The following is a 20832-nucleotide window of genomic DNA, read 5'->3' on the forward strand; positions in this document are numbered from 1 at the left end:
CGTGGAGACCCCCGCATGCTCGATCTCTTCTTGCTGCGAAGCTTCGTCGCGGTCGCCGAAACGGGAAATTTCACCCGGGCCGGCGAGCGCCTGCACCTGACCCAATCGACCGTCAGCCAGCAGCTCATCCGCCTTGAGCAGAGCCTGGGTTGCCGGCTGCTGAACCGCAGCCAGCGTCACGTAGTGCCCACGGAAGAGGGGGAGCGCCTGCTTGGCTATGCGCAGCGGATCCTTCGCCTGGCCGAGGAAGCGGCCGTCGAGTTGAACCCCAGCGGCAGCGGCGGTGTGTTGCGATTAGGCCTGCCCGAGGATCTCGGGGGCGAAGCGCTGATGCCGCTGCTGACGCGCTTCGCAGCCGAGCGACCGCGCTTGCGTCTGGAGGTCGAGTGTGGGTTGAGCCACCACCTCTTGCGCCTCTACCGCAACGGCGAGCTCGATCTGCTGCTGGTCAAGCAATGGGGCGCCGACAGCGACTCCCAGGGGCGCTGGGCGGAGTCCCTGTGCTGGATCGACAGCGCGACGCAGCCGGTGACGGCAAGGCACCAGGGTGGAACGGATGCTCTGCCGCTGGTGGCGTTCCCCGTGGGGGCACTCTATCGGCAGGACATGATCCACGCGTTGGAGAGCCGCGGGCGTGCGTGGCGGATTGGCTACTCGAGTGCCAGCCTCGCGAGCCTCTGCGCGGCGGTGAGCGCTGGGCTCGGCGTCAGTCTGTTACCTGCGAGTAGCGTGCAGTCCGGCCATCGCGTGCTGGGCGAGAAGGATGGCTTTCCTGCCGTAGACGGGCTCGAGCTTGCCCTCTACGCCCGTTCGAATCTCGGCGCCGTCGGCCGTACCCTGCGCGACGAGCTGTCCGACCTTTGCACCCAGCGTGCAGAAGCTGCGGCTCGTGTTTGCCTAGGGACAGAGTGAAGGCCGCCGTCGTGCACGTGGATTCTGATAGGGACCGAGGCCCGCGCAAGGCAAAGCGCCACACGCGGGCCTCGGGACGACCGGTCTCAGCAGAACCAGCCGTTCTGCACCTGGCCGTCCACGCCACAGTTGCCCCAGGCGTGGCCGGAAACCCACTCACTGCCACCGCTATACACGGTGAAGGTCTGCCCGCGAGTCAGCGTACAGGTCGAGCCATTGGAGCGGTGCACCGTCAGGTCGTTGGCACAGACCGTGAGCCGCTTCCCGTTGTCCCACGTCTGCGCGTAGTAGTACGGGCCCGCCATCGCGGTCACCGAGCCCTCGCCATCCTTCTGCGGCGCGGTCGCCACTGGCACCTCCTGCAGGGTCTCCGGAGCGTGCTCCTCGCCTCCACAGCCAACGAGAAGGGCAGTCGCAGCGAGCATGGATGCAATCAAACGCATGGGTGTACTCCAATGAGGGGGCGCACATACCAAGCCGGCTAATCCGGCTATGCCAGTTTACGACAGGATTTGATTCCTGCCAATGCATCCGCAGTCTTGGTGGTTCCTGGAGCGACCTTTTTCTGACAATTCAATAGGCGCTAACTCCTAACGCCTTGCGTTGGAGATTTTCGGACACTGCGTCATATCCCAGCTTTCTCGGCGAAGGCGTCTCCACGCATGCGCTTCCACTGAGGCGTGGGCTCATCTCCAGTCGGGAGTGTTGCCAATAACGTGCTGTCTTCCGACGAAGTTCACCGTTGAGGCGTCTCCATACGAGCGCGTTCGTCAGGAACATGCGCACGCTGGCTGAGTTCGTCACGCGCACGACGACCGACTGCACCGCGTGGAACTACTGATGCTTCATTGACGCCACCTTCCCGGGTTGGGGGCGCGGCGGGCTTCGTGCTCGGGACTCCGCCGCTGGTGTCCGGCATGTCCGATATGGCGGTGCTCGGCATGCGTTTGACCGGCACCTCGAAGGCCCCAGGTGTATCCCATGACAAAGACACACAGGCCCACCTTGCTGCTGGCCATGGTGCTGCTGGCGTGTGGGGACCCATCCCTCACAGAGCCTGCCTCCTCGGAGCAGTCTGTGGTCGCCCTCGAGACCGCGGCGGAGCCAGAGGACATCCTCGCCCGGCTCCAATCCATTCCCGGGCTCAGCGTTGTCCTCGAGCAGCCCTCGCCCTTTCCGGGCACGCGCTTCTTCCTGCTACAGCTCGAGCAGCCCGCAGACCACGAGCGTCCTCACGGGGAGCGCTTCCAGCTCCGGATGACGCTCCTTCACCGCTCGGTGGACGCGCCCATGGTGCTCTCCACCGAGGGCTACATGCTGGCGCCCAGGCCCTGGCAGGCCGAGCCCACCGCATTGCTCGGTGCCAACCAGCTCTCCGTGGAGCACCGCTTCATGGGGACATCCGTGCCGGCATCCCGGGATACGCGGCTGCTCACCATCTACCAGGCCGCGAGCGACAGCCACCGCGCCGTCCAGGCCTTCAAACCCCTGTACCCCGCGCGCTGGCTCTCCACCGGAGGCAGCAAGGGCGGCGTGACGGCCGTGTATCACCGCTATTTCTACCCGGATGACGTGGACGCCACCCTGCCGTATGTCGCGCCCAGCAACCATGGGCTGCGCGACGTGCGCTACGTCCACTTCCTCGCGAAACTGGGGGATGCGGACTGCCGCGCGAAGCTGGAGGCCTTCCAGCAGGACGTGCTGCTACGCCGCGGGGAGCTGCTGCCCTTCGTGGACGCGCTAGGTACGAACTGGAACACCGGCTTCACCGTCGTGGGCGGTCCGGACCGCGCGCTGGAGTTCTCCGCCGTCGAGGCATCCTTCTACTTCTGGCAGTACGGCACCGCGTCCGCTTGCGCGAGCATTCCCGCACCCGGCGCGCCGGCGGCGGAGACATTCGCCTTCCTGGACGATGTCGTCGGCGTTGCCTTCACTTACTCGGACCGATTCATCGCCCCCTTCGAGTACGCCTACTACCAAGCCGCGACACAGTTGGGCTGGTCGCGCTACCCCGCGAATCATCTGCGAGGGCTTCTGCGCTACCCAGGGGAGAACACGCCCGACGTGTACGTGAGCTTCCCTGTGACGGAGCCGTTCGACATGAGAGCCATGCTGCGGGTGGAGCACTGGGTCCGCAACCACGGCAAGCGGATGCTCTTCATCTACGGGGAGAATGACCCGTATTCCGCCACGGCATTTTCCGTGCGCGAGGGCAACGACTCGTTCCGCTTCTTCGCTCCGGAGGGCAACCACGGTGCGAGCATCGGAGGCCTTGCCGAGCCCGAGCGGGCCCTCGTCCTGGAGCGCCTCTTCACGTGGATGGGGATGAGCGTTCCCTCCGCGGAGGTTCGCGCGCAGGCACTCGAGCACGCGACCGAGGCGGCGACTCTTCGAAGCCCGCTGCGACATGGGTACCACGAGGCCACCTTCAGCAACGCGTCCAACCGCAGGACGATGGCGGAGTCACTCCAAGCCCCAAGGGCCCGCCGGTGATGCCCACCCCCTCACGGCGGGCGCCAGGGAACTGAACCTCACGACAGCGGACCCCGTGCTTCAGGAGGCCCCATGGCGGAGCCCCTCCGTGATGAGGGGCTCTCCCCTCACTCCAGGCCCGTGATGTCCGCGCTCAGAAGCAACTCTTCTGCCCCAGGAGGGACGTGTTCGTCTTGAACTCACAGGCGCAGTTGCTCACCATGCACTTGAACGAGGCGGACTCCTCACACAGCGACTCGACCTTGCGCCAGGCGACGACGGGCCTCTCCCAGGTCAAATCCTTCGTATAGAGAACGCCGTTCTTGACCGCGAAGGCGTGCTCCCAGGTCCAGGATTCGTTCGCGGTTTCATTCTCGGTGTTTGAGCAGCGGCTCGTGATGGTCATGACCAGACGGTCGTTCTCCACCTTCCAAGTCCCCAGATCGTTCCTCAAGTCCGCCTCAATCAGGAGGACGGACTTCCCCTTGATGAGCATGGCAAACGGATAGCTGGAACCGCTCTCCCTGCGATAGAGGCCGTCGCTCAGCTTCCCCCCGTTCAGCGGGGGAGCATCCGTCACCTCCGCGCCGTCCGCATCCCACGTGCTGCACCAACTCACGGTGTCACACTTGAGCGCGGAGTCCGAGCCGCCTCCGCCTCCGCCTCCACCTCCGTCCCCCTCCCCTTCGCTTGAGTCGCCACACCCCACCACCAGCATGGACAGAAGCACCAGGTACCGTGTCGCCGCCTTCATGTCGTCCTCCCAGGAGTCCTCAGGGAGCCCCCATGCCCCCCCTACTGACTGGAAGAGACAGGCCGTGCGACACCGTTGCGTGAAATCGACCAACATTGTTGCAGCCCCCCCGGGACGGCGGCGCCGTTGATGGGCCGCGGAGAAGCTGCGGAAGCTCTCCGACACAGAGGTGCCCGGCGACAGCGTGTCGGGGCTGGCTCAGCACCAGGTGGACTCCGCATCCGTCGCAGTAGGTGCATCCCGGCTCTGTTACCGTCGCGCTGCCATGATTCTCGCGCGCCAGCCTCGGAGCCCCACTCTGGCTCCTCTCGTGGAATCCCTCTGGACATACGACGGGCAGCTCGCCCACGGCTTTGAGCGCATGCTGCCGTCGGGCCGGATGCAGCTCCTCGTCAATCTTCATGAGGACGCGTTCCGGGACTACAGGCTCGACGGCCGCCTTGCACACAAGACTCGTGGTGTAGCGATTCAGGGCGCCCACAGCGCACCGAGAGTCGTCGACACGGCCTCCCAGCGCTCCATCTGCGGGGTGAGCTTCGCCCCCGCGAGTGCGTCGCCATTTCTGGGCGTGCCGGCCTCCGAGCTTACCGGGAAGCTCATCGACCTCTACGAAATCTGGGGGCGTGACAGCCCCCTCCTTCGTGAGCGCCTGCTGCAAGCCCCCACTCCCGCGGCCCGGCTCGACGTGATCGAGGCGGCGCTGCTCGCACGGGCACGCTCGTCGACGCCTCGCGACGAAGCAGTGGCGGTCGCGTGCTCGCTGTTGATGGGCGGCGCGAGCGTCCGGGCTGTAGGAGTTCGACTCGGCCTTTCGCCGCGCCGGCTCATTGAGCGGTTTCAAGTACATGTCGGCATCAAGCCCAAGCTCTTCGCGCGCATCGCCAGGTTCCAGCGCGTGCTCGAATCGACCGGAGGGGAGCTGACCTGGGCTACCTTGGCCGGTGAGCACGGGTTTTCGGACCAGGCCCATCTGGTCCGCGAGTTCAGGGCATTCTCGGGAGCCACTCCCGTCGCGTATCGCCCTCGGTCGGATGAGGCCCGGAACCACGTACCTCTCGACGAGCGGCAATTTCCTTCAATACGAGGCGGGCCGCCCCGGGGCACATTGCGCCAATGTCCCCAAACGAAACCCTGACCGAAGTCCAACCGCGTCCCCTTGAGGACCGATCGTACGGCAAGCACGAGGGTCGCGTGCGCGACCTGTTCAGCCACATGTGGCATCTCGGCAGCCAGACGGAAGCGCTCACGGGAGAAGCGCCTCGCAAGCAGAGGGTCCCATCGAAGCACGACAAGGAGGGGCAGTCGTGAAGGTCCTACGTATCGTCACCAATGTGGGCGCGACGACGCCAGCCGCCGCCAAGCGATTCTACCGGGACGTCCTCGGGCTCGACGTCCTGATGGACATGGGGTGGATTGAAACCTACGGCTCAAGCGAAACGATGACTGTGCAGATTAGCTTCATGTCGCAAGGGGGCTCAGGCGCACCAGTGCCAGACATTTCCATCGAGGTCGACGACCTCGATGCGGCCCTCACTCGGGTGAAGAAGGCGGGAATCCCGATAGAGTATGGACCGGCTGACGAGCCCTGGGGCGTGCGCAGATTCTTCGTGCGCGACCCGTTCGGAAGGCTGGTGAACCTGCTCATTCATCAACGTTGAGCCATGCGGGGCTTCGAGCCGCACGCGGTGCTGGCTACGAGCACGGCGGAACCTGCCGCCACGGCTCACGCACAACCGACTCGTGCTGGAGAGCCTCCTGAGCCGAGATTTTTGGGACGCCGGTAGGCACCTCCCCTCTTTCTCCTCGAACACATGGGCAGCCATCCGCCGGCTGGCGGATGGCTCGACGCCGTCCACGCCCATCGCGAAGCGAAGAGAGGAATCTCCACATGCCGCCGCCCCCTGTCCGCCGAGACCCGCCGAAGCCGCCGCCCGTCAAGCCTCCGCCCGCGCCCCTACAGCCGCCCAAGTCGAAGCGCGCGCCGGCCACACAGAAGCCCATCCCGGCGGCGACACAGCCGCCCAAGGACTCCTTCAAGCCCACGAGCCCCGGGACGACGCCCCCTCGGGTGCAAATGGGGCCCTACGTCCCCGGGCATGAGCCCAAGAACGACAAGCCCCAGACGCAGCCAGCTCCCGCGGCCCCAAAGAAAGAGGAGCAGGAGTCGAAGGGGCTCGAGAACTGGGAGACGTATCCCAAACCGCTGGACGCGACGGTAACAGCCCGCCAGCAGCTCCAGGATGGCAAGGACCGAGTCCAAACCTGGAAGGACAACCGAAGCGCGGGGCACGGTCTCGCGAAGACCATGAAGGAGGGCGTGAAGGACAACTTCGCCAAGTCCATCGAGGGCGGCAAGAACCCAAAGGACCTGGACAATGGCCTAGGAAGGCTGGGCAAGGCCAACACGGCCATCAAAGGCGGCGTCGGCGCCTACACCCTCGTCGATGAAAAGGTGAGTGATGCCTACAAGGCCCTCGCCACCGGGGGGCTGTCGAGCAGCAATCCCCAGGAGCGCAGCGAAGCCCTGGATGCGCTCGCCAGTGCGGGCAAGACCTCCACCGAAACTCTGAAGGCGGGGCTCGAGACAGCACGAGACCTCGAGAAGTACGGGAGCGCGACCCGGGCTGCCAACTTGTCCCTCAAGGCCGCCGCCCCGGACCTGAGCATCAAGGGGCGGCTCAAGATTGCTCACAACCTCTCCATGAAGGCGTTCAACCATGCGGACACCGGGGATGTGGGCACCGCTGAGAAGTTCGAAGCGCTCAAGAAGGCCAGTCGGTCCTCCACGACGGACATCGCCGCCGAGGCGCACGGCGAAAGCAACAACAAGGCACAGAAGCGGCTCAACCAGGGAATCAAGACAGGCGCCGAGAAGACCGCGGACAGCGCGTTCGACGCGGCCATCGAGAAAGGCGCCAAGGCCGCAGGCGGAAAGCTGGCCAAGGTAGCGGGACGATTCGTGCCCGGCGCGAACGTCGCCGTCGCCACCTTCGACATCGCCACAGCCATCGCGACGTCCAACTCCAAGGACGCCAGCCCAGGCAAGAAGATAACAGCGTGGACAACCGCCGCAGGCTCCGTGCTCGCGGCCACGAACATCCCGGTGGTGAGTCAGGTCGGCGCGGCCTTCTCTACTGTCTCCGACCTCGTCGGAAGCTTCTTCTAGGAGCCCTCCATGCACTCGCCTCCTGACAAGTCCAACCCAGGCCAGCCGCTCTCGATTGGGGAGTTGCAGGGCATGGGGCTGTTGAACCAAGCGCCGGGAGCGATCGCCTTCCGCAATGCGACGAGCCCTCGACTTCCGCTCCCCCGCGAGACCCCTTCGCTGGAGGAGCTCCGGGTGAAGATGCCGGAGCTCGGGGGAATTTCGCCCGAGGCCATCCTCGATCGCTTCGCCACGCTGTGCCGCGCGGTGGCGCCACGCAGGGAGCGCGAGCCGGGCGAAGCCGTTGACTCCGGAGACGACGTGCTCCTGGACGTCGTCGGCTTCGCCAACGGAAGGCTCATCCCGTTCTCCGCCCGCGCGGGATGGCGGACGGAAGCCACACCCGACCCGCTGCTCCCCGGCTTCTTCGAAGCCCTGGTGCAGGCCCGGGTTGGCGAGTCCGTCGCGGTGGACCTCGTCCTGCCCGATGACTACGCGGTGGAGTCCCTCCGTGGCGTCCCTGCTCGCTTCGACGTGAAGGTGAAGGCGGCCTACCAGGTGACGCTCCTGGGGGAGTCCTCTCCAGAACTCTTCGCCGCGCTGGGACGCGGAGGCACGCTCGACGAGGTCATGGAGTACATCGCCGGGGAACTCATCGCCCAGCGGGACGCGCGGTACCTGTGGGACTTCCAGGACCACGTGATGAGGGAGGTGGCTCGGCGCACGCATGTCGAGGTGCCACGGAGCCTCATCGACGAAGAAATCCGCCAGCGGTGGGCCGAGGCCGAGTATCCAATCCTGGTGGGCCTGGGCCTACCGAACGAGCGGGTCCGGGAAGGACTTGATGGCTGGCTGCTCGACGACTCCACCCGGAGCGAAGTGGAGTACCGGCTGCGGCTGGCGCTTGGGCTTCGGGCCATCGCCGAAAGAGACCACATCCAGTCCGATCGGGAGTCCGCGGAGGAGCTGTTCAGCAGCCTCGCGGAGAGAACCCAACTGAGCCGTGGTGAGCTGGGGCGCCTGCTCCAGTCCGACAAGAACCTCGGCCGGAGGTTCGACACGCTGACGATGCACACGGCGGTCGTCAGCCACATCCTGTCCAAGGCCGACGTTTCGCGGGAGTAACGGCAAGGCCATCGGCCTGGGGGCGGAGGGAGAAGGCGCTCGGCTCGAAGAATGGGGGGAAGAGCACGTCCGGGGAAGACGGCCTCGACGGCGGTGCAAGGCCCCCCACACCTTCGCTCCCAGTGTCACCGCTTGCATTGGAGCATGAGCCATCCATGCTGAGAGACGAACCGTAAAGGCAGACTTGGGCTTGCCCTGATTCCGTGGCGCTCCCGCACGTGATGTGATTCGCGAGCGAGGGTTCAGGCGGTATCGGGCTCCTCCTTCACCACGGCCTTGATTGTCCTTTGCCGAACACAGTGAACCGCACAGCGACAAGGCAGGAATTCGCCCACGCTGGACTCACGGAACGTCGGAAGCCTCTCTCGGGAATCAAGAATTGAGTGAGGTCCATCTCCGCTCCGTCGCGAGTCAACGCAGTCCTGCCCGTGCCATCGAGGGCAAAGAGGGAATGGGGCAACCTGCGTCCCAAAATTCCCTGGTGACCTGCCTGCACGCACATTCAAGGTCCCGAGCTCTGCTATGTTCGGAAAGCCGGAATGCGTTGCGGAGTCCTCACCCATGCAGTCGTGCCCCCAGGAAACGACGCTGACGGACTTGATTGCCGGGCTGCTTTCCGAAGCGCACCGGGCCCAAGTCCTGGCACACGTCGAGACCTGTGCCGACTGCCGGTGGACTCTGGCAGCGGGAGTGGGCACTCAAGCGCCCTCCAGCGCTCCATCTGCCCCTGGGGAGGCGAATTCCCAGCCACTGCTGCTTGGCGCCAGGCTCTCCCGGTATGTGGTGCGAGAGTGCCTTGGCGCCGGCGCCATGGGCATCGTGTACGCGGCGGATGACCTAGAGCTCGGTCGCCGGGTGGCCCTCAAGGTGTTGCGCCCCAAGGGAAGCCAGCGCGAGGAGCTGCAGCAGCGGCTGCTGCGCGAAGCCCAGGCACTGGCCCGGCTCTCACACCCCAATGTCGTCACCCTCTATGACGTGGGCGCCTACGGAGACGGTGTCTTCCTGACCATGGAGCTGGTGGAGGGCACCACCCTGGCGGAGTGGATGAAGGAGCCGCGTCCCTGGAAGGAGGTGCTCCGGGTCTTCCTTGAAGCCGGCAAAGGACTGGCCGCCGCGCACGCCGCGGGACTGGTGCACCGCGACTTCAAGCCCGCCAACGCCCTCATTGGGAAGGACGGGCGGGTCTTCGTGACGGACTTCGGCATCGCCCGGCTCCTCCAGCAGGAAGAGGGCGCGTCGCACCAGGAGCACATTGAGGCCCCTGTCACTCCCACTGGTCGGCTCACCCGGACGGGCCAGGTGCTGGGCACGCCCGCCTACATCGCCCCGGAGCTGGTGCGAGGTCAGCGCGCGGATGCCCGCTCCGACGAGTTCAGCTTCTGCGTGGCACTCCACGAGGCCCTCTTTGGGGCGCGCCCTTTCCAAGGGGAGACGATGCAGGAGCTGGTCCTGGCCGCGCAGCAAGGGAGGATGAGCCCTCCGAAGCGCGAGGTGAAGGTCCCGACCCGGGTTCGACGCGCCATCTTCCGGGGGCTCAGCCCGAAGCCCGAGGATCGCTTCCCCAACATGCAGGCGCTGCTGGCGGCCCTCGCGCCACCGCCGCACCGGAGACTTGTGCCGCTGCTCGTCACGACGACCGTGGCCGGAACGATGGGCATCCTCGCGGCCTACGGGACGACGGCGCAGCGGCGCGATGACAGCTGTGCACGGGAAGCGGAGAAGCTCGCGGTGGCATGGAGCCCCGCGCGGCGCGAACGGATCCGTACAGCCTTCCTCGCCACCGGCATGACCTACGCAGCCCAGGCCTGGAAGCAGTTCTCGACGGTGATGGACGCCCACACCGCTCAATGGCAGGCGCTTCGCACGGAGGCCTGCCTGGCCGCAACGGGCGACACCGCGGACCAAGCCAGGCAGACCGCCGCGTGCCTCGATGCGCGGCTCTGGCAAATCGCCGCCGTCACGGAGGTGCTGGAAAAGGCGGACGCGCAGACGGTGCAGAACGCGCGCCAACTGACGGCCTCCCTCGAGGGTCTCGTCGGATGCCGCGATACGCCCGAACTCACCAGCCGTCCCCAGCCGCCCGACAACCTCCGCTCCCGCGTGCATGCGGCGCGGCACAAGCTGGCGCAGGTCCGGGCCCACATCGTGTCACACCGGTTCACCGAGGGCCTCGCGGTGACGTCAGCCCTGCTCGAAGAGCAGAAGGGGCTCGGCTACAAGCCGCTGGAGGCGGAGGTATTCCTGGCCCACGGCACCGTCCTCGGGGGCCTCAACAAGCCGAAGGAAGCGGAGGCATTCTTCTACCAGGCCCTGTGGGCAGCCGAGGCCGCGCGTGACGACGAGACGGTGGCATGGGCCTGGCTGGAGCTCATCTGGGCGGTGGGCGAGGAGCAGTCCCGCCCCGACGAAGCGGAGAAGCTCATCCAGCACGCTCGGGCCGCCGTCGAGCGGCTGGGGCGGGAGCGCTTCCCGGACATCACGACGGAACTGCACACGCGCCTGTCGTCGCTGCGAGAGGCGTACGGCCAGCTCGCCGAGGCGGAGCAGGAGGCGCTCCAGGGACTGGAGTTCTCGCGGAGGAGGAATCACCCGGACAGCCTCCGCACGCCCAACCTCATCCATCAGTTGGGACGCATCCGCTTCGGCCAAGGCCGCCATGAAGACGCGCTGAAGCTCCACCGCGAGGCCCTGGAACTGCGCGAGCGCATCCTGGGCGCTGACAATCCGGCCCTCGTGACGTCCTACAACCGGGTCGCCACTGCCTCGCTGGAGGTGGGCCGGTACGCCGATGCCGTCAGCGCCTGGCGCAAGGCCCTGGCCCTTCAGGAGGCATCCTCCAACCCGGAGACCACCCCCATGGGGACGGTTCTGCTGAACCTCGCCGTGGTCTCGCGCGTCGCGGGTCGACTGGAGGAGGCACGCTCCATGGCTGAGCGGGCGCGCGCCATCTTCGAGCGGGCCCGGGGCCCCAACCACGTCACCGTCATCTTCGCGCTCTCAGCGCTGGCAGACATCTCCAGTGATGGGGGCCAGGGCGACGAGGCGCTGGGCCTTGCCACCGAGGCCCTGGAGCGCATCCAGCGTTCACTGGGCCCGGACACGCCACGCGCCGCCCTGCCCCTGACAGTCCGAGGACAGGTGTACCTGAAGGCGGGCCGCCATGCCGAGGCACGACGCGACCTGCTGGACGCGCTCCAGCGGCTCGAGAAGGAACATGGCCCGGAGGGCGGGAAGACGGTGAGCGTGCTGCTCCCCCTCGCCGAGCTTGCCCTGGCGACCCGGGCTTCGAAGGAGGCGCTCGCGTACTGCGAGCGGGCGAGGAAGGTCACCGAGAAGGCGGGTGGCGCGGAGTCCCCGGACGGCGCCAGCGCCCTTGCCTGCGCTGGGGAGGCGCATCTGGCGTTGGGCACCTCGGCGGAGGCGGTCCCCCTGCTCGAGCGCGCCCGGCGCATCCAAACCCAATGGGGCGAAGTCAAAGACCCGCGGGTCGCCGGCAAGACCGCCTTCCTCTTGGCCCGGGCGCTCATGGAAACGCGCGCTTCCCCGGAGCGGGCGCGGGCGCTGGCGCTGGCCGAGGAGGCCCGGATGCGGCTGGAGTCCGTGGGGGTCCGGGGCCAGTCGGAGCTCCAGACGGTGCTGGCCTGGCAACGGCGTGAGGCGAAACGATGAGCGACGAACAGCGAACAGGCTCCCTGGCGGCGCTGCTGCGGGCGTCCGTGTCTCGGGAGCAGCGGGCCGAGCTGGAGGCCGAGGAGGGATTCGAGGCGCTGCTGGACACACACGTCGAGGCAGCGCGGACCCAGTGGCCCACGTTCTCACTCCCGGCAGAGACCTTCGTGCGGCACCTGGCCCGGCACCTGCCTGTGGGAAAGGCCGCGGAGGTGATGCGCATCCTCCAAAGTGCCGACCTGTATCTCGCGTGCGCCTGCGCCTCCGGGGACGAGGCGGCCCTCAAGGCCTTCGAACAACACGTCCTCCGGCACGTCCCTGCCCGGCTCGGGAAGGTGTCGCCGCCCCTGGTGGAGGAAGTGCTGCAGATGCTGCGCGAACGGCTGCTGGTGGGCAGCAGCAACACGCCACCGAGGATTGCGAGCTATGGCGGGCGAGGACCCCTGCGGACCTGGGTGAGCATCATCGCCGCGCGCATCGCCTCGGAGTTGATGGGCCACGACGAGCGCCATCAGCTCGTCGCGGAGCCTCCCGAGGAACTCGCGCGGATGCTGGCCCCGAGCGACCCCGAGTACGCGCTGCTGCGCGAAGATGCGCGCCAGCTCCTCGTCGAGTCGCTCCGAAAAGCGGTGGCGGTGCTCTCCGAGCAGGAGCGGACCCTGCTGCGCTTGCATCATTTCCATGGGTTCACGATGGACCGGCTGACGCTCATGTACGGCGGTTCGCGCTCCGGCGTCGCGCGCAAGGTCGCCGATGCCCGCGAGCAACTGCTCGAGCGCGTTCGCATGGAGCTCGCGCCAAGGATGAAGCAGGACCAACTCGCCCTGGAGAGCCTCCTGGGACTGGTCAGCAGCCGACTGGACATCAGCCTCCTGGGCTTGCTGGCCTGAACCCCCTGGCGCTCATCTGCCGTCGGGCGCCCGACTGCCGGCGCTCCTGACGCACCGGCGCCCTGCCGGCTTGCCAGGGCAACGCCGCCGCCAGCGTCGTCTCCGGAGATTTTTGGGACGTCGGTGGGCCACCTCCCTCTTTCTCTTCGATTGCAGGGGCAGACACGCATCGACTCGCGCAGGACGTACGCACGTCGGGCATGCCTCATGCCCGGCCCTCCAATCACGTGCGCGGCGAAGCCCCATCAAGAGGAGATGTCCCATGGGTTCAGTGACAGCGGTCGGTGGTTCGGGTGCTCCGAAAGTCGACCCCGCCGAGGCACAGCGCCGCGCGGAGGAGGCCATGCACAAGGCGAACGCGGCAGCCGTCGAGGAATCCAAGACGCCCCCCTCCAGTCAGAAGGACATCGACAAGGTCAAGCCGACGAAGAACGAACTCGACTCGGCCTTCGAGGGCACGAGCCGAAAGGCGGAGTTGGAGAAGTTGCTGGGATTGACGCCCCCGCCCCCGCAGGAAGTCATCCAGACTGTCGGGAGCGGCGCAGCGCCCGGGGCTCCGTTCGACGCAATGAAAACGCTGGACGCGCAGGACGTCGCCCATGGCCCCTTTGGGCAGACATCCACGGGCTCGTCCACCGAGCCCTGGTTCCACCAGCGACAGGGCTCCAACACTGGGGTGGTGCCTTCCGACGCGGCCCGCGGAAACACCGTCCCCACCATGCCGGATGGCAGCGCCCCGTCCCCGGTGACGTCGAAGCAGTAAACGACGTCGGACGCCATGAGCGAGAGGACATCATGCCCCCTTCCATCTACGACAATGCAAGAGTCGTTGTGTCGAGCGGCCTGTCGCGACATGACACCTGCGTCTGGCTCATGTGCCTCGGGCTCTCCCTACTCCCCCTGAGCGCCCGAGGCGATGTCTCGCCAGACGTACACCGCTGTGCGGTATCCATCCACCAATTGATAGGGAACCTCGAGTACGAGCAAGCACTGGAGCAGGTTCTCCACGGCAAGGCGATGTCGAAGAAGCCTGAGGATCAGGTTGTGATGTCGCTCTACGAGGGCGTCATCATCGTGGAGATGAGTGGGCGGTTGAGCGACGCCGAAGCCACCTTCAAGGCGGCCCTCTTCTTGAACCCCGCTGCGAAGTTGCCGCTGCTGGTCTCACCCAAGCTGAAGCGGCACTTCGAATCGGTGCGCCAGGATGTCCTGAGCGAGCTGGCCGCGCGAGGAGTCGACCGTGAACCCCTGAAGATGGAGGCTCCCACAGAGGCTCAGCGGGTTCAGGCGCCACGAGAGCCGCTTCCCACGGTGGCCTCGGGACTCCCGGAGTCTTCATCGTCTCCAGTGCCAGAGGTATCCGGCTCGCACTCCTCATTGCGAGACCGAGCGCTCATCCCCGCGGTGGCCGGAGGGGCCCTCGTCGTCACAGCGGGCGTCTTCTGGGGATTGGCGGAGGGAAAGAAGTCGAAGCTGTCGCACAAGGCGCAGCACATCGGCTCACAGGCCGAGGCCAGGAACGTGGCCAGCAGCGCGCGCGGGCTGCAGACAGTCTCCGTGGGGCTGCTGGTGGGAGGCCTGGTGGGGCTGGGCGCCGCCACGGGCATGTACCTGCTGGGGTCGCCAGAGAAGCAAGGCTCCCTACAACTCGGGCTGGATGGGACGTCCGCGTTCGTGTCTGGAAGGTGGCCATGAAGCCCCTGCGCCGCTCGACAGTCCTTGGATTGCTGGTGCTCAGCGTCCATCTCGCTGCGTGCCTCGACGTCGACGAGGCGGTGGTCCAATTCTGCAAAAGTAAACCTGGCGCATGCCTGGATGACGCATCGGATGCGGGCCCTGATGGCAATGGCAGTCTGGATGGAGGTAACGATGGAGGTGGCCCGGACGGCGAGGACGGTGGGCCGCACGGCGGAGGGGATGGCGGTTCGGACGCAGGCGCTGACGGGGGACCTCCGGATGGCGGGCGCGAACCGCCGGGGTGGAAGTCGGTGGCACCGATGCAGGCGCGGCGCATAGGGCATACGGCCACGGGACTGGGAAATGGTCGGGTGCTCGTCGTTGGTGGGAGTAGCTCAGGCAACACCCCCACGAACACCACGGAGCTCTACACCGTCTCATCAAACAGTTGGAGTCCTGGGCCAAACCTCGAGACGGCGCGCATGGACCACACCGCCACCCTTTTACCGAATGGAAAAGTATTGGTGGTCGGTGGCCGGGGCCCCGGTGGTGACGCGCTGGACAGTGCCGAAATCTACGATGCGGATGCGAATGAGTGGACTCCTGCCAGTCCCATCCCACTCGGAGCACGCGCCAGCCATGCCGCCGTCCTGCTTCCCTCGGGGAAGGTGCTGGTGGCGGGTGGCGGGAACTCGCATCTCGACGGGCTGAACACCGCCGCGCTCTATCACCCGGACACCGACTCCTGGACAGATGCAGGGAGCATGAATGTCAAACGCAACGTACTGACACTCACCCTCTTGGAAGCGGGCGTGGTGGTGGCCATTGGTGGATTCAATGCTGCTGGAGCGGAGACGACGGCCGAGGTCTACGACTCGTATCAACCAGAGGCGGGATGGCAACTCCTCCTGGCACAGATGGAACATGGGCGCCACGGGCACGCCTCCACGCCGCTGCCTTCTGGAAGAATCCTGGTGACCGGCTCCCTCGAGGGGTCACCCGGGAGGGTCCTCAAGGCAGCGGAACTCTTTCAATTGAGCAGCACTTTGTGGACGCCCCAGGCAGAAATGATGGAAGCCCGCTTCTTTCACACGGCGACCGCATTGCCCTCAGGCGAGGTGCTGATTGCGGGCGGGTACTCCAGCCCCTACGCAATGCCACGTGCCTCCGCGGAGATATTCCGGCGAGATGGCTCCTGGGAGTTCATCGCTTCCATGTCATCGGCGCGCGTCAATCACACGGCCACATGGTTGGAATCAGGGAGTGTGCTCATCATCGGGGGTACCGACGGCGGTGCCGTACTGAACACCGCCGAGCGGTATGTCCCCTGACGCCTGTGCCTGTCTCGTATTCGGTCGCTGCGTAGTGAGCTGCAAAGAACCCGCTTCTCCGGAGTCATCCCATGGCCAAAATCACAGCCCCCAAGCCGCAAACCACCACCAGGCCCACGGAGAGCAAGCCGCGGAGCCCCCAGACCCAGGCGCAGCGGCCTACTCCCTCCGGGCACACCGACACGTCTAGCTTTGGCAAGGCTCCCAAGGACTTCTCGCAGCTGGGGGCGCCCACGCCGAGCCCTCGACCACAGGACCCGCCTTCGACTCCGCCCGCCAAGCCTCCGGAGAAAAAGCCGGCGACACCCCCGAAGGAGGAGACAGACGCCACGGAGCCGAAGAAGGCTCCCACGGGGAAGGAAGCGGCACAGCGTCTTCAGGACAAGGACCGATACATCGGTAGCGTGGGGCGGAACGAGCGGACCCGCGAGTTCGCCGAGATCATCCAGCAGCACCAGAACGATCCGGAGTATCTCAAACAACTCTACGCAACGTTAGGAGACAAGGACAGCAAGGAGTTGATTTCCAGCGCATCCGCGCAGATCGCCCATGACCAGAAGGGGCTCTACAAGACAGATGCGGAGCAGACGTCGGCGTTGAAGGCGCTCGCCAAGAGCACGGGCTCCGCGCCGCCCAACGTGGTGAACGAGCTGGCACGCGAAGCGGCCAAGAGCCAGGTGCCAGACGCCATGGTCTCAGTGCTCAAGCAGCCGGAGACCCCGGAGTCCGTTCGTCGCACGTTCTTGAATGAATCCGGCAAGACCGCGGACAAGAACACCATCCAGGCGCAGAACTTCGCGGACGTACTCAATTCAGACCCCAAGCTCATCCAGAATTACGGAGCAGAGCTGGGGAGAGACAAGTTCGTCGCAATCCTCGAGAAGGGATTGCAGCAGCCACCGCACAACAACAGCTTCTCGGGCCGAGAGCCCACCAGGTCGGACGGCGCGGTCAAGATACTTGGGCAGGTGCCAGACCTGTTCAAGGGGCCGGCGTATTCGGACCTCCGTGCGAACATCTTCCGCGTGGGAGCCAACGCGTTGGGGGACAAGACCGACCCCGCCCGTGCGACCCAACTGGAAGGGCTCAAGAAGATTTTCCGCGCGGACCCCTCGGGCATCATCAATGAATTGACGAACAATTCGGGTGGGCCCAACAGCGCCTACGACGACACGCTCCAGGCGCTTCCGAAGTTCTTGCGCGATTCGATCGTCAACGGCTCGGGCAAGGACCCGGGGTTCGCGAAGTTCGTCAAAGAGGACTTGCCCAAGCAACTCCGCGCAGGGGCGCTCAACCCCGCAACCGCGGGTGGAAAGCCCCCCGTCAATGACCATTACGCGCGCACGCTGGGGAGTCTCACGGGAGCATTGGTGGGAGCGTATGGACTGGAAATCAAACGCACCGAGGACGCGGGGCAGTTCAAGAAAGACCTGGCGGAGACCATCGCGGGTGTTGCGTTGGCGCCCTTGGGTCCTGCGGGCGAGGCCGGGAAAGTCGCGCTGAAGAACTTCATCGCGGACGTGCTCTCCAGCAAGGACACGTCCTGGACGGAGCAGCTCCGCGAGATCTCCGCCGCCGTGAAGGACAAAGCCGCGGCGGGGCTCCAGAACTTCGACAATCGCAAGGATGCCAATGGGAGGGACATCTCGGGCGGCAAGGATTGGAACACCCAGACAGAGCAGCAGTTCGAACTGGGCTATGACGCCATCCTCGAACGGCTCCGCCTGTTGAGTGCCAATTAGCGCGACAGTGAGGTTTGAGCCGCGCGCCACGTGCTCGGTCGTGTGTCGGCCCTCAAGCGCCTCGCTCCCCTCCAACGGGAAGTTCCTCGAAACCACTGCCCCCAGGGGTGGTTGACAAGAACGCGAGTCAGCGCCGGGCGGGAGGGATGCTCACCTCCGTCACGCCTCGGGCGTCGAGCTGGAGGACGGTGGCCTCGCGCTCGCACTCCCACGTGGTGACGTTGGCGAAGCACGTGTCCCCTTCGCGCCACAGCCCGCCGTCGTCGTGGATGTGGCCGAACAGGTGTAGCCGGGGACGCACGGCGAGCACGCGCTCGCGCAGGTCCACGCAGCCACCACGCCCCCCCACCGAGGAGCGGTCCCCGAAGCCCGCCGGAGGCCCGTGGGTGATGAGCACATCCAGTCCCTCGGGGATGGCCGCCCACTTGCTAGCGAGGGCGGCGCCCCGGGGCAGGTTGAAGGCCCAGTCGTTGTAGGCCGGCTGCCAGGGGCTCCCCCAGAAGCGCAGGCCCGCCACCGTGGCCTCGCTGTCCTGCAGGTAGACGACGTCCTCGCCCAGAAGCGCCCGGGCCTCGCCTGGCGAGTCGGCGAAGGCCCAGTCGTGGTTACCCGCGACGATGACCTTGTGACGATAGGGCAGGCCGCGAATCCACGACGAGGCCCGAGCGAGTTCGTCCAGGTCCCCCGCGCGGCACATGTCGCCAGCGTGGACGAAGATGTCGCCCGGGGGCATCACGAGCTCGTCGTGGAAGAGGTGAGTGTCCGAGACGGCGACGATGCGCATCCTCGCATCATGCCTCGCCGCCGCCGCCTACCCCAAACTCGGTCGCTGCGTCCTGAGGGCCTACTCGAAGAAGGCCGAGACCAGGGAATCGATGCCCGTGTCCGCGTCCCGGCGAGACCAGGTGGCGGCGGCGTTCCCGAATGGGCTGGTCACCAGCTCAAGAGTATAGAGCCCCCCATTCACAGTGGCGAAGTCGAGCCGGGTGGCAGCGGACCAGCCCGTACCGGGCACGAAGCGTCGAGCCCAAACGAGAGCGGGCGCTCCCGCTCTCTCCGTGCGGCTGTAGACGACCATGGCCGTGCCCGAGGGTGAAACGTGGAGGGCCTTACTCCCGGCGTAGTCCGTCGCGAGTTGCTGAGCCGGCTGCCAGCCCGAGCCCCTCACGTAACGAGCAGACCACAGTCCCCCCTCAGGGCCGCCGCCAATCTGGTCCCAAATAACAAACACGTTTCCGTTTGCGTCTGCGCCTATCCGCGCCTCGCCACTAACACTTCCCTGCGTGTGGAGAGGCACCTCCTGGCCGCCAAAGCCAGAATCGAGATTGAAGGGCTTCGCGTACACCCGATCGCTGTCCAGATACCGTCGGATCCAAACGGCAATGCCGGTCCCATCCGCGTTCAGGGCGACCTGCGGATAGCGGCCTTCGGTGCTTTCGCCATGCGCCGGCTCGCTCCAGCCTTCGGCTCCCTGGCGCGAGTATAGGAGAGGGCTGTTGCGCTCGGCCCATACCAACACGCCGTTACCGCGCGAATCCAATCCGACATCATAGCCGTGCCACGAGGAGTCCCAGTTCGAGTAGTCGATGGTGCGCACGCGAACCGGCGTTTCCCACCCCGAACTCCCGGCGTACGGCTGAACCTGTAGGAAGGTCTGCGTGGAACTCTTCTCGACCCAGGCAGCGAGGGCCCCATTGTTGGGAGCTGCCACCACGCGGAGGGCCGTCACATTCAGCCCCGTATTCTCGCCGAGAAGCTGTGGCACACCCCAGCTCTGGACGCCGCTGTCGGAGCCCGTGGCGAGGATGCCATAGGCCTTTTTGGCGCTGTAATCCCCCGCCGGCCACGACTCCACCACGGCAAGGGGCGTGCCGTCAGACAGCGTCGTGAGCGCAGCCGGTCTGGGAATAGGGCCGAGGGTCCCCTCCCCCACGTGCTGCTCCGCCTCCCAGGCGGCGCCTGGCTTGTGGCGCCGCGCCCGGAGCCCCTCGTCGACATACAGGACCGTCGCAACGCCAGAGGCGTCCATGGCGAGCCCGTGGGCAGGTGTACTGAGGCGTGAGCCGTACGAGATGAGCAGTGGGGCCCCCCACTGGGCCGCACGGATCGAGTAGTCCCAGGCGTGGGAGGAGGTCATCTCGTTGCCAGCGAGGTCCTTCACCCCGCCGATGGCGACGCGCACCCGCGCACCGAATGTCGGCATCTGCCTCAGCTCGAGCGTACACCTGCCCGCCGAACAGGTTACCGCGTCTCCGGACAACGGCATGCCGTCCGCCGTGGCGTGGAACGAGGCCGGCGTGACGCTGGCGGTGTCGAGGGTCGTCTCGCTGAACGACACCTCGATGGCAGTCCAGGGCGAGGCCGTGACCGAGGACGCGTCAGGCGTGACAGACACCCAGCGCGGCGGCGTGACGTCCACGATGAAGCCATTCGACATCTTCCAGCCCGAGGTGTTTCCAGCGGAATCCACGGCGCGCACGCAACTGTAGTAGCGCTGCTCGGCCAAGGTGAGCACCGTGAGCTCCACGGACGAAGTGGCGCCGACATCCTGGATGCTGCTCGCATTGCCGGGGCACGCCGCAATGGACGTCAAGGCGAGTTCATAGCGCCGGATGTCCACGGAGTCGTTGAAGCCGGACCAGCGAGCCGCTACGCGCGTATTGCTGTTCTGATATTCGAGCTCCGGGCCGGCAAGGCCGTCCATCACCGTGGCGGCCAGCTCGGAGGGCGCCGTGCTGTCCTCGACGAACGTCAGCGCCTCGGAGCAGGCCGAGACATTCCCGGCCGCGTCCGTTGCCTGGGCCACGTAGGTAGAGGTGCTGTTGTCGGCGACGAAGAGCGACAGAGTGACCTGCCCCTGATTGTCGGCGGTACGCGAGGCGAGCGCTCTTCCAAGACACGCCGTGCCAGCGAAGAAGCGCACCGAGGCCCCCGGCTCGGTAGCGACATGGAGGACCGGCATGTTGTCATTGGCAGGAGAGGTGGGCGCGGTCCCGATGAGCATCGGAGCGTCGGGAGGCGTGGTGTCCTCCGAAGGTCCTGCGTCCGCGAGACCCGCATCCACCAAGCCAGCATCCTCCTGCCCTGGTGTGCCGGAGTCCCGCTCGGTGTGCGT

At 66.4% G+C, this 20832-nt stretch carries 16 protein-coding genes; 12 read left to right on the plus strand and 4 right to left on the minus strand.

Going from position 1 to position 20832, the window contains the following annotated elements:
* The first annotated feature begins 15 nt into the window (after positions 1 to 15).
* Complete coding sequence (locus FL344_RS02140; protein ID WP_141617315.1) at positions 16 to 912, plus strand: LysR family transcriptional regulator; 897 nt, start codon at positions 16 to 18, stop codon at positions 910 to 912.
* Between the two features lie 86 nt (positions 913 to 998).
* Here the strand turns inward: FL344_RS02140 and FL344_RS02145 are convergent, their stop codons facing one another.
* Positions 999 to 1337 carry a hypothetical protein gene (locus FL344_RS02145; RefSeq protein WP_228564694.1) on the minus strand — a complete coding sequence of 113 codons (339 nt, stop codon included), beginning with the start codon at positions 1335 to 1337 and terminating at the stop codon, positions 999 to 1001.
* 556 nt (positions 1338 to 1893) lie between these two features.
* On the opposite strand from FL344_RS02145, the gene FL344_RS02150 reads away from it, so the two are divergent.
* The gene (locus tag FL344_RS02150) at positions 1894 to 3405 is read left to right on the plus strand and encodes a S28 family serine protease (RefSeq protein WP_228564695.1); all 1512 of its coding nucleotides are present in this window, start codon (positions 1894 to 1896) and stop codon (positions 3403 to 3405) included.
* 133 nt (positions 3406 to 3538) lie between these two features.
* Here FL344_RS02150 and FL344_RS02155 read toward each other — a convergent pair whose 3' ends face one another.
* Positions 3539 to 4138 (minus strand): hypothetical protein, encoded by a 600-nt coding sequence (locus FL344_RS02155; RefSeq protein WP_141588671.1) that lies wholly within the window; start codon positions 4136 to 4138, stop codon positions 3539 to 3541.
* Between the two features lie 310 nt (positions 4139 to 4448).
* On the opposite strand from FL344_RS02155, the gene FL344_RS02160 reads away from it, so the two are divergent.
* The 10 genes from FL344_RS02160 (at position 4449) to FL344_RS02210 (ending at position 17717) form a co-directional block, all read left to right on the plus strand.
* Complete coding sequence (locus FL344_RS02160; protein ID WP_228564696.1) at positions 4449 to 5273, plus strand: AraC family transcriptional regulator; 825 nt, start codon at positions 4449 to 4451, stop codon at positions 5271 to 5273.
* A gap of 169 nt (positions 5274 to 5442) precedes the next feature.
* Complete coding sequence (locus FL344_RS02165; RefSeq protein WP_141588673.1) at positions 5443 to 5796, plus strand: VOC family protein; 354 nt, start codon at positions 5443 to 5445, stop codon at positions 5794 to 5796.
* A gap of 659 nt (positions 5797 to 6455) precedes the next feature.
* Entirely contained in the window at positions 6456 to 7304 is an 849-nt protein-coding gene (locus tag FL344_RS02175) for a cell wall anchor protein (protein WP_228564697.1), read from the plus strand.
* A gap of 9 nt (positions 7305 to 7313) precedes the next feature.
* Positions 7314 to 8408, plus strand: coding sequence for a peptidylprolyl isomerase (locus FL344_RS02180; RefSeq protein ID WP_141617317.1), 1095 nt, complete (start codon positions 7314 to 7316; stop codon positions 8406 to 8408).
* A gap of 522 nt (positions 8409 to 8930) precedes the next feature.
* Positions 8931 to 12077: a tetratricopeptide repeat protein gene (locus tag FL344_RS02185; protein ID WP_141617318.1), complete on the plus strand. Its 3147-nt coding sequence runs from the start codon at positions 8931 to 8933 to the stop codon at positions 12075 to 12077.
* Positions 12074 to 12967: an RNA polymerase subunit sigma-70 gene (locus tag FL344_RS02190; RefSeq protein WP_141588676.1), complete on the plus strand. Its 894-nt coding sequence runs from the start codon at positions 12074 to 12076 to the stop codon at positions 12965 to 12967. The genes FL344_RS02185 and FL344_RS02190 overlap by 4 nt, the downstream gene beginning before the upstream one ends.
* 262 nt (positions 12968 to 13229) lie before the next feature.
* On the plus strand, positions 13230 to 13730 hold the full coding sequence (locus FL344_RS02195; RefSeq protein WP_228564698.1) for a hypothetical protein: 501 nt from the start codon (positions 13230 to 13232) through the stop codon (positions 13728 to 13730).
* A gap of 254 nt (positions 13731 to 13984) precedes the next feature.
* Positions 13985 to 14662, plus strand: a complete 678-nt coding sequence (locus tag FL344_RS02200) for a hypothetical protein (protein WP_228564699.1) — start codon at positions 13985 to 13987, stop codon at positions 14660 to 14662.
* Between the two features lie 302 nt (positions 14663 to 14964).
* Positions 14965 to 15975 carry a kelch repeat-containing protein gene (locus FL344_RS02205; protein WP_228564718.1) on the plus strand — a complete coding sequence of 337 codons (1011 nt, stop codon included), beginning with the start codon at positions 14965 to 14967 and terminating at the stop codon, positions 15973 to 15975.
* A 71-nt stretch (positions 15976 to 16046) separates the two neighbouring features.
* The gene (locus tag FL344_RS02210) at positions 16047 to 17717 is read left to right on the plus strand and encodes a transposase (protein WP_228564700.1); all 1671 of its coding nucleotides are present in this window, start codon (positions 16047 to 16049) and stop codon (positions 17715 to 17717) included.
* Between the two features lie 127 nt (positions 17718 to 17844).
* Here the strand turns inward: FL344_RS02210 and FL344_RS02215 are convergent, their stop codons facing one another.
* Positions 17845 to 18501, minus strand: a complete 657-nt coding sequence (locus tag FL344_RS02215) for a metallophosphatase domain-containing protein (protein ID WP_141617322.1) — start codon at positions 18499 to 18501, stop codon at positions 17845 to 17847.
* 60 nt (positions 18502 to 18561) lie between these two features.
* Positions 18562 to 20721, minus strand: coding sequence for an Ig-like domain-containing protein (locus tag FL344_RS02220; protein WP_194862960.1), 2160 nt, complete (start codon positions 20719 to 20721; stop codon positions 18562 to 18564).
* Between the last annotated feature and the right edge of the window lie 111 nt (positions 20722 to 20832).

The sequence above is a fragment of the Myxococcus sp. AB036A genome (genome assembly GCF_006547355.1).
Lineage (GTDB): Bacteria > Myxococcota > Myxococcia > Myxococcales > Myxococcaceae > Myxococcus > Myxococcus virescens.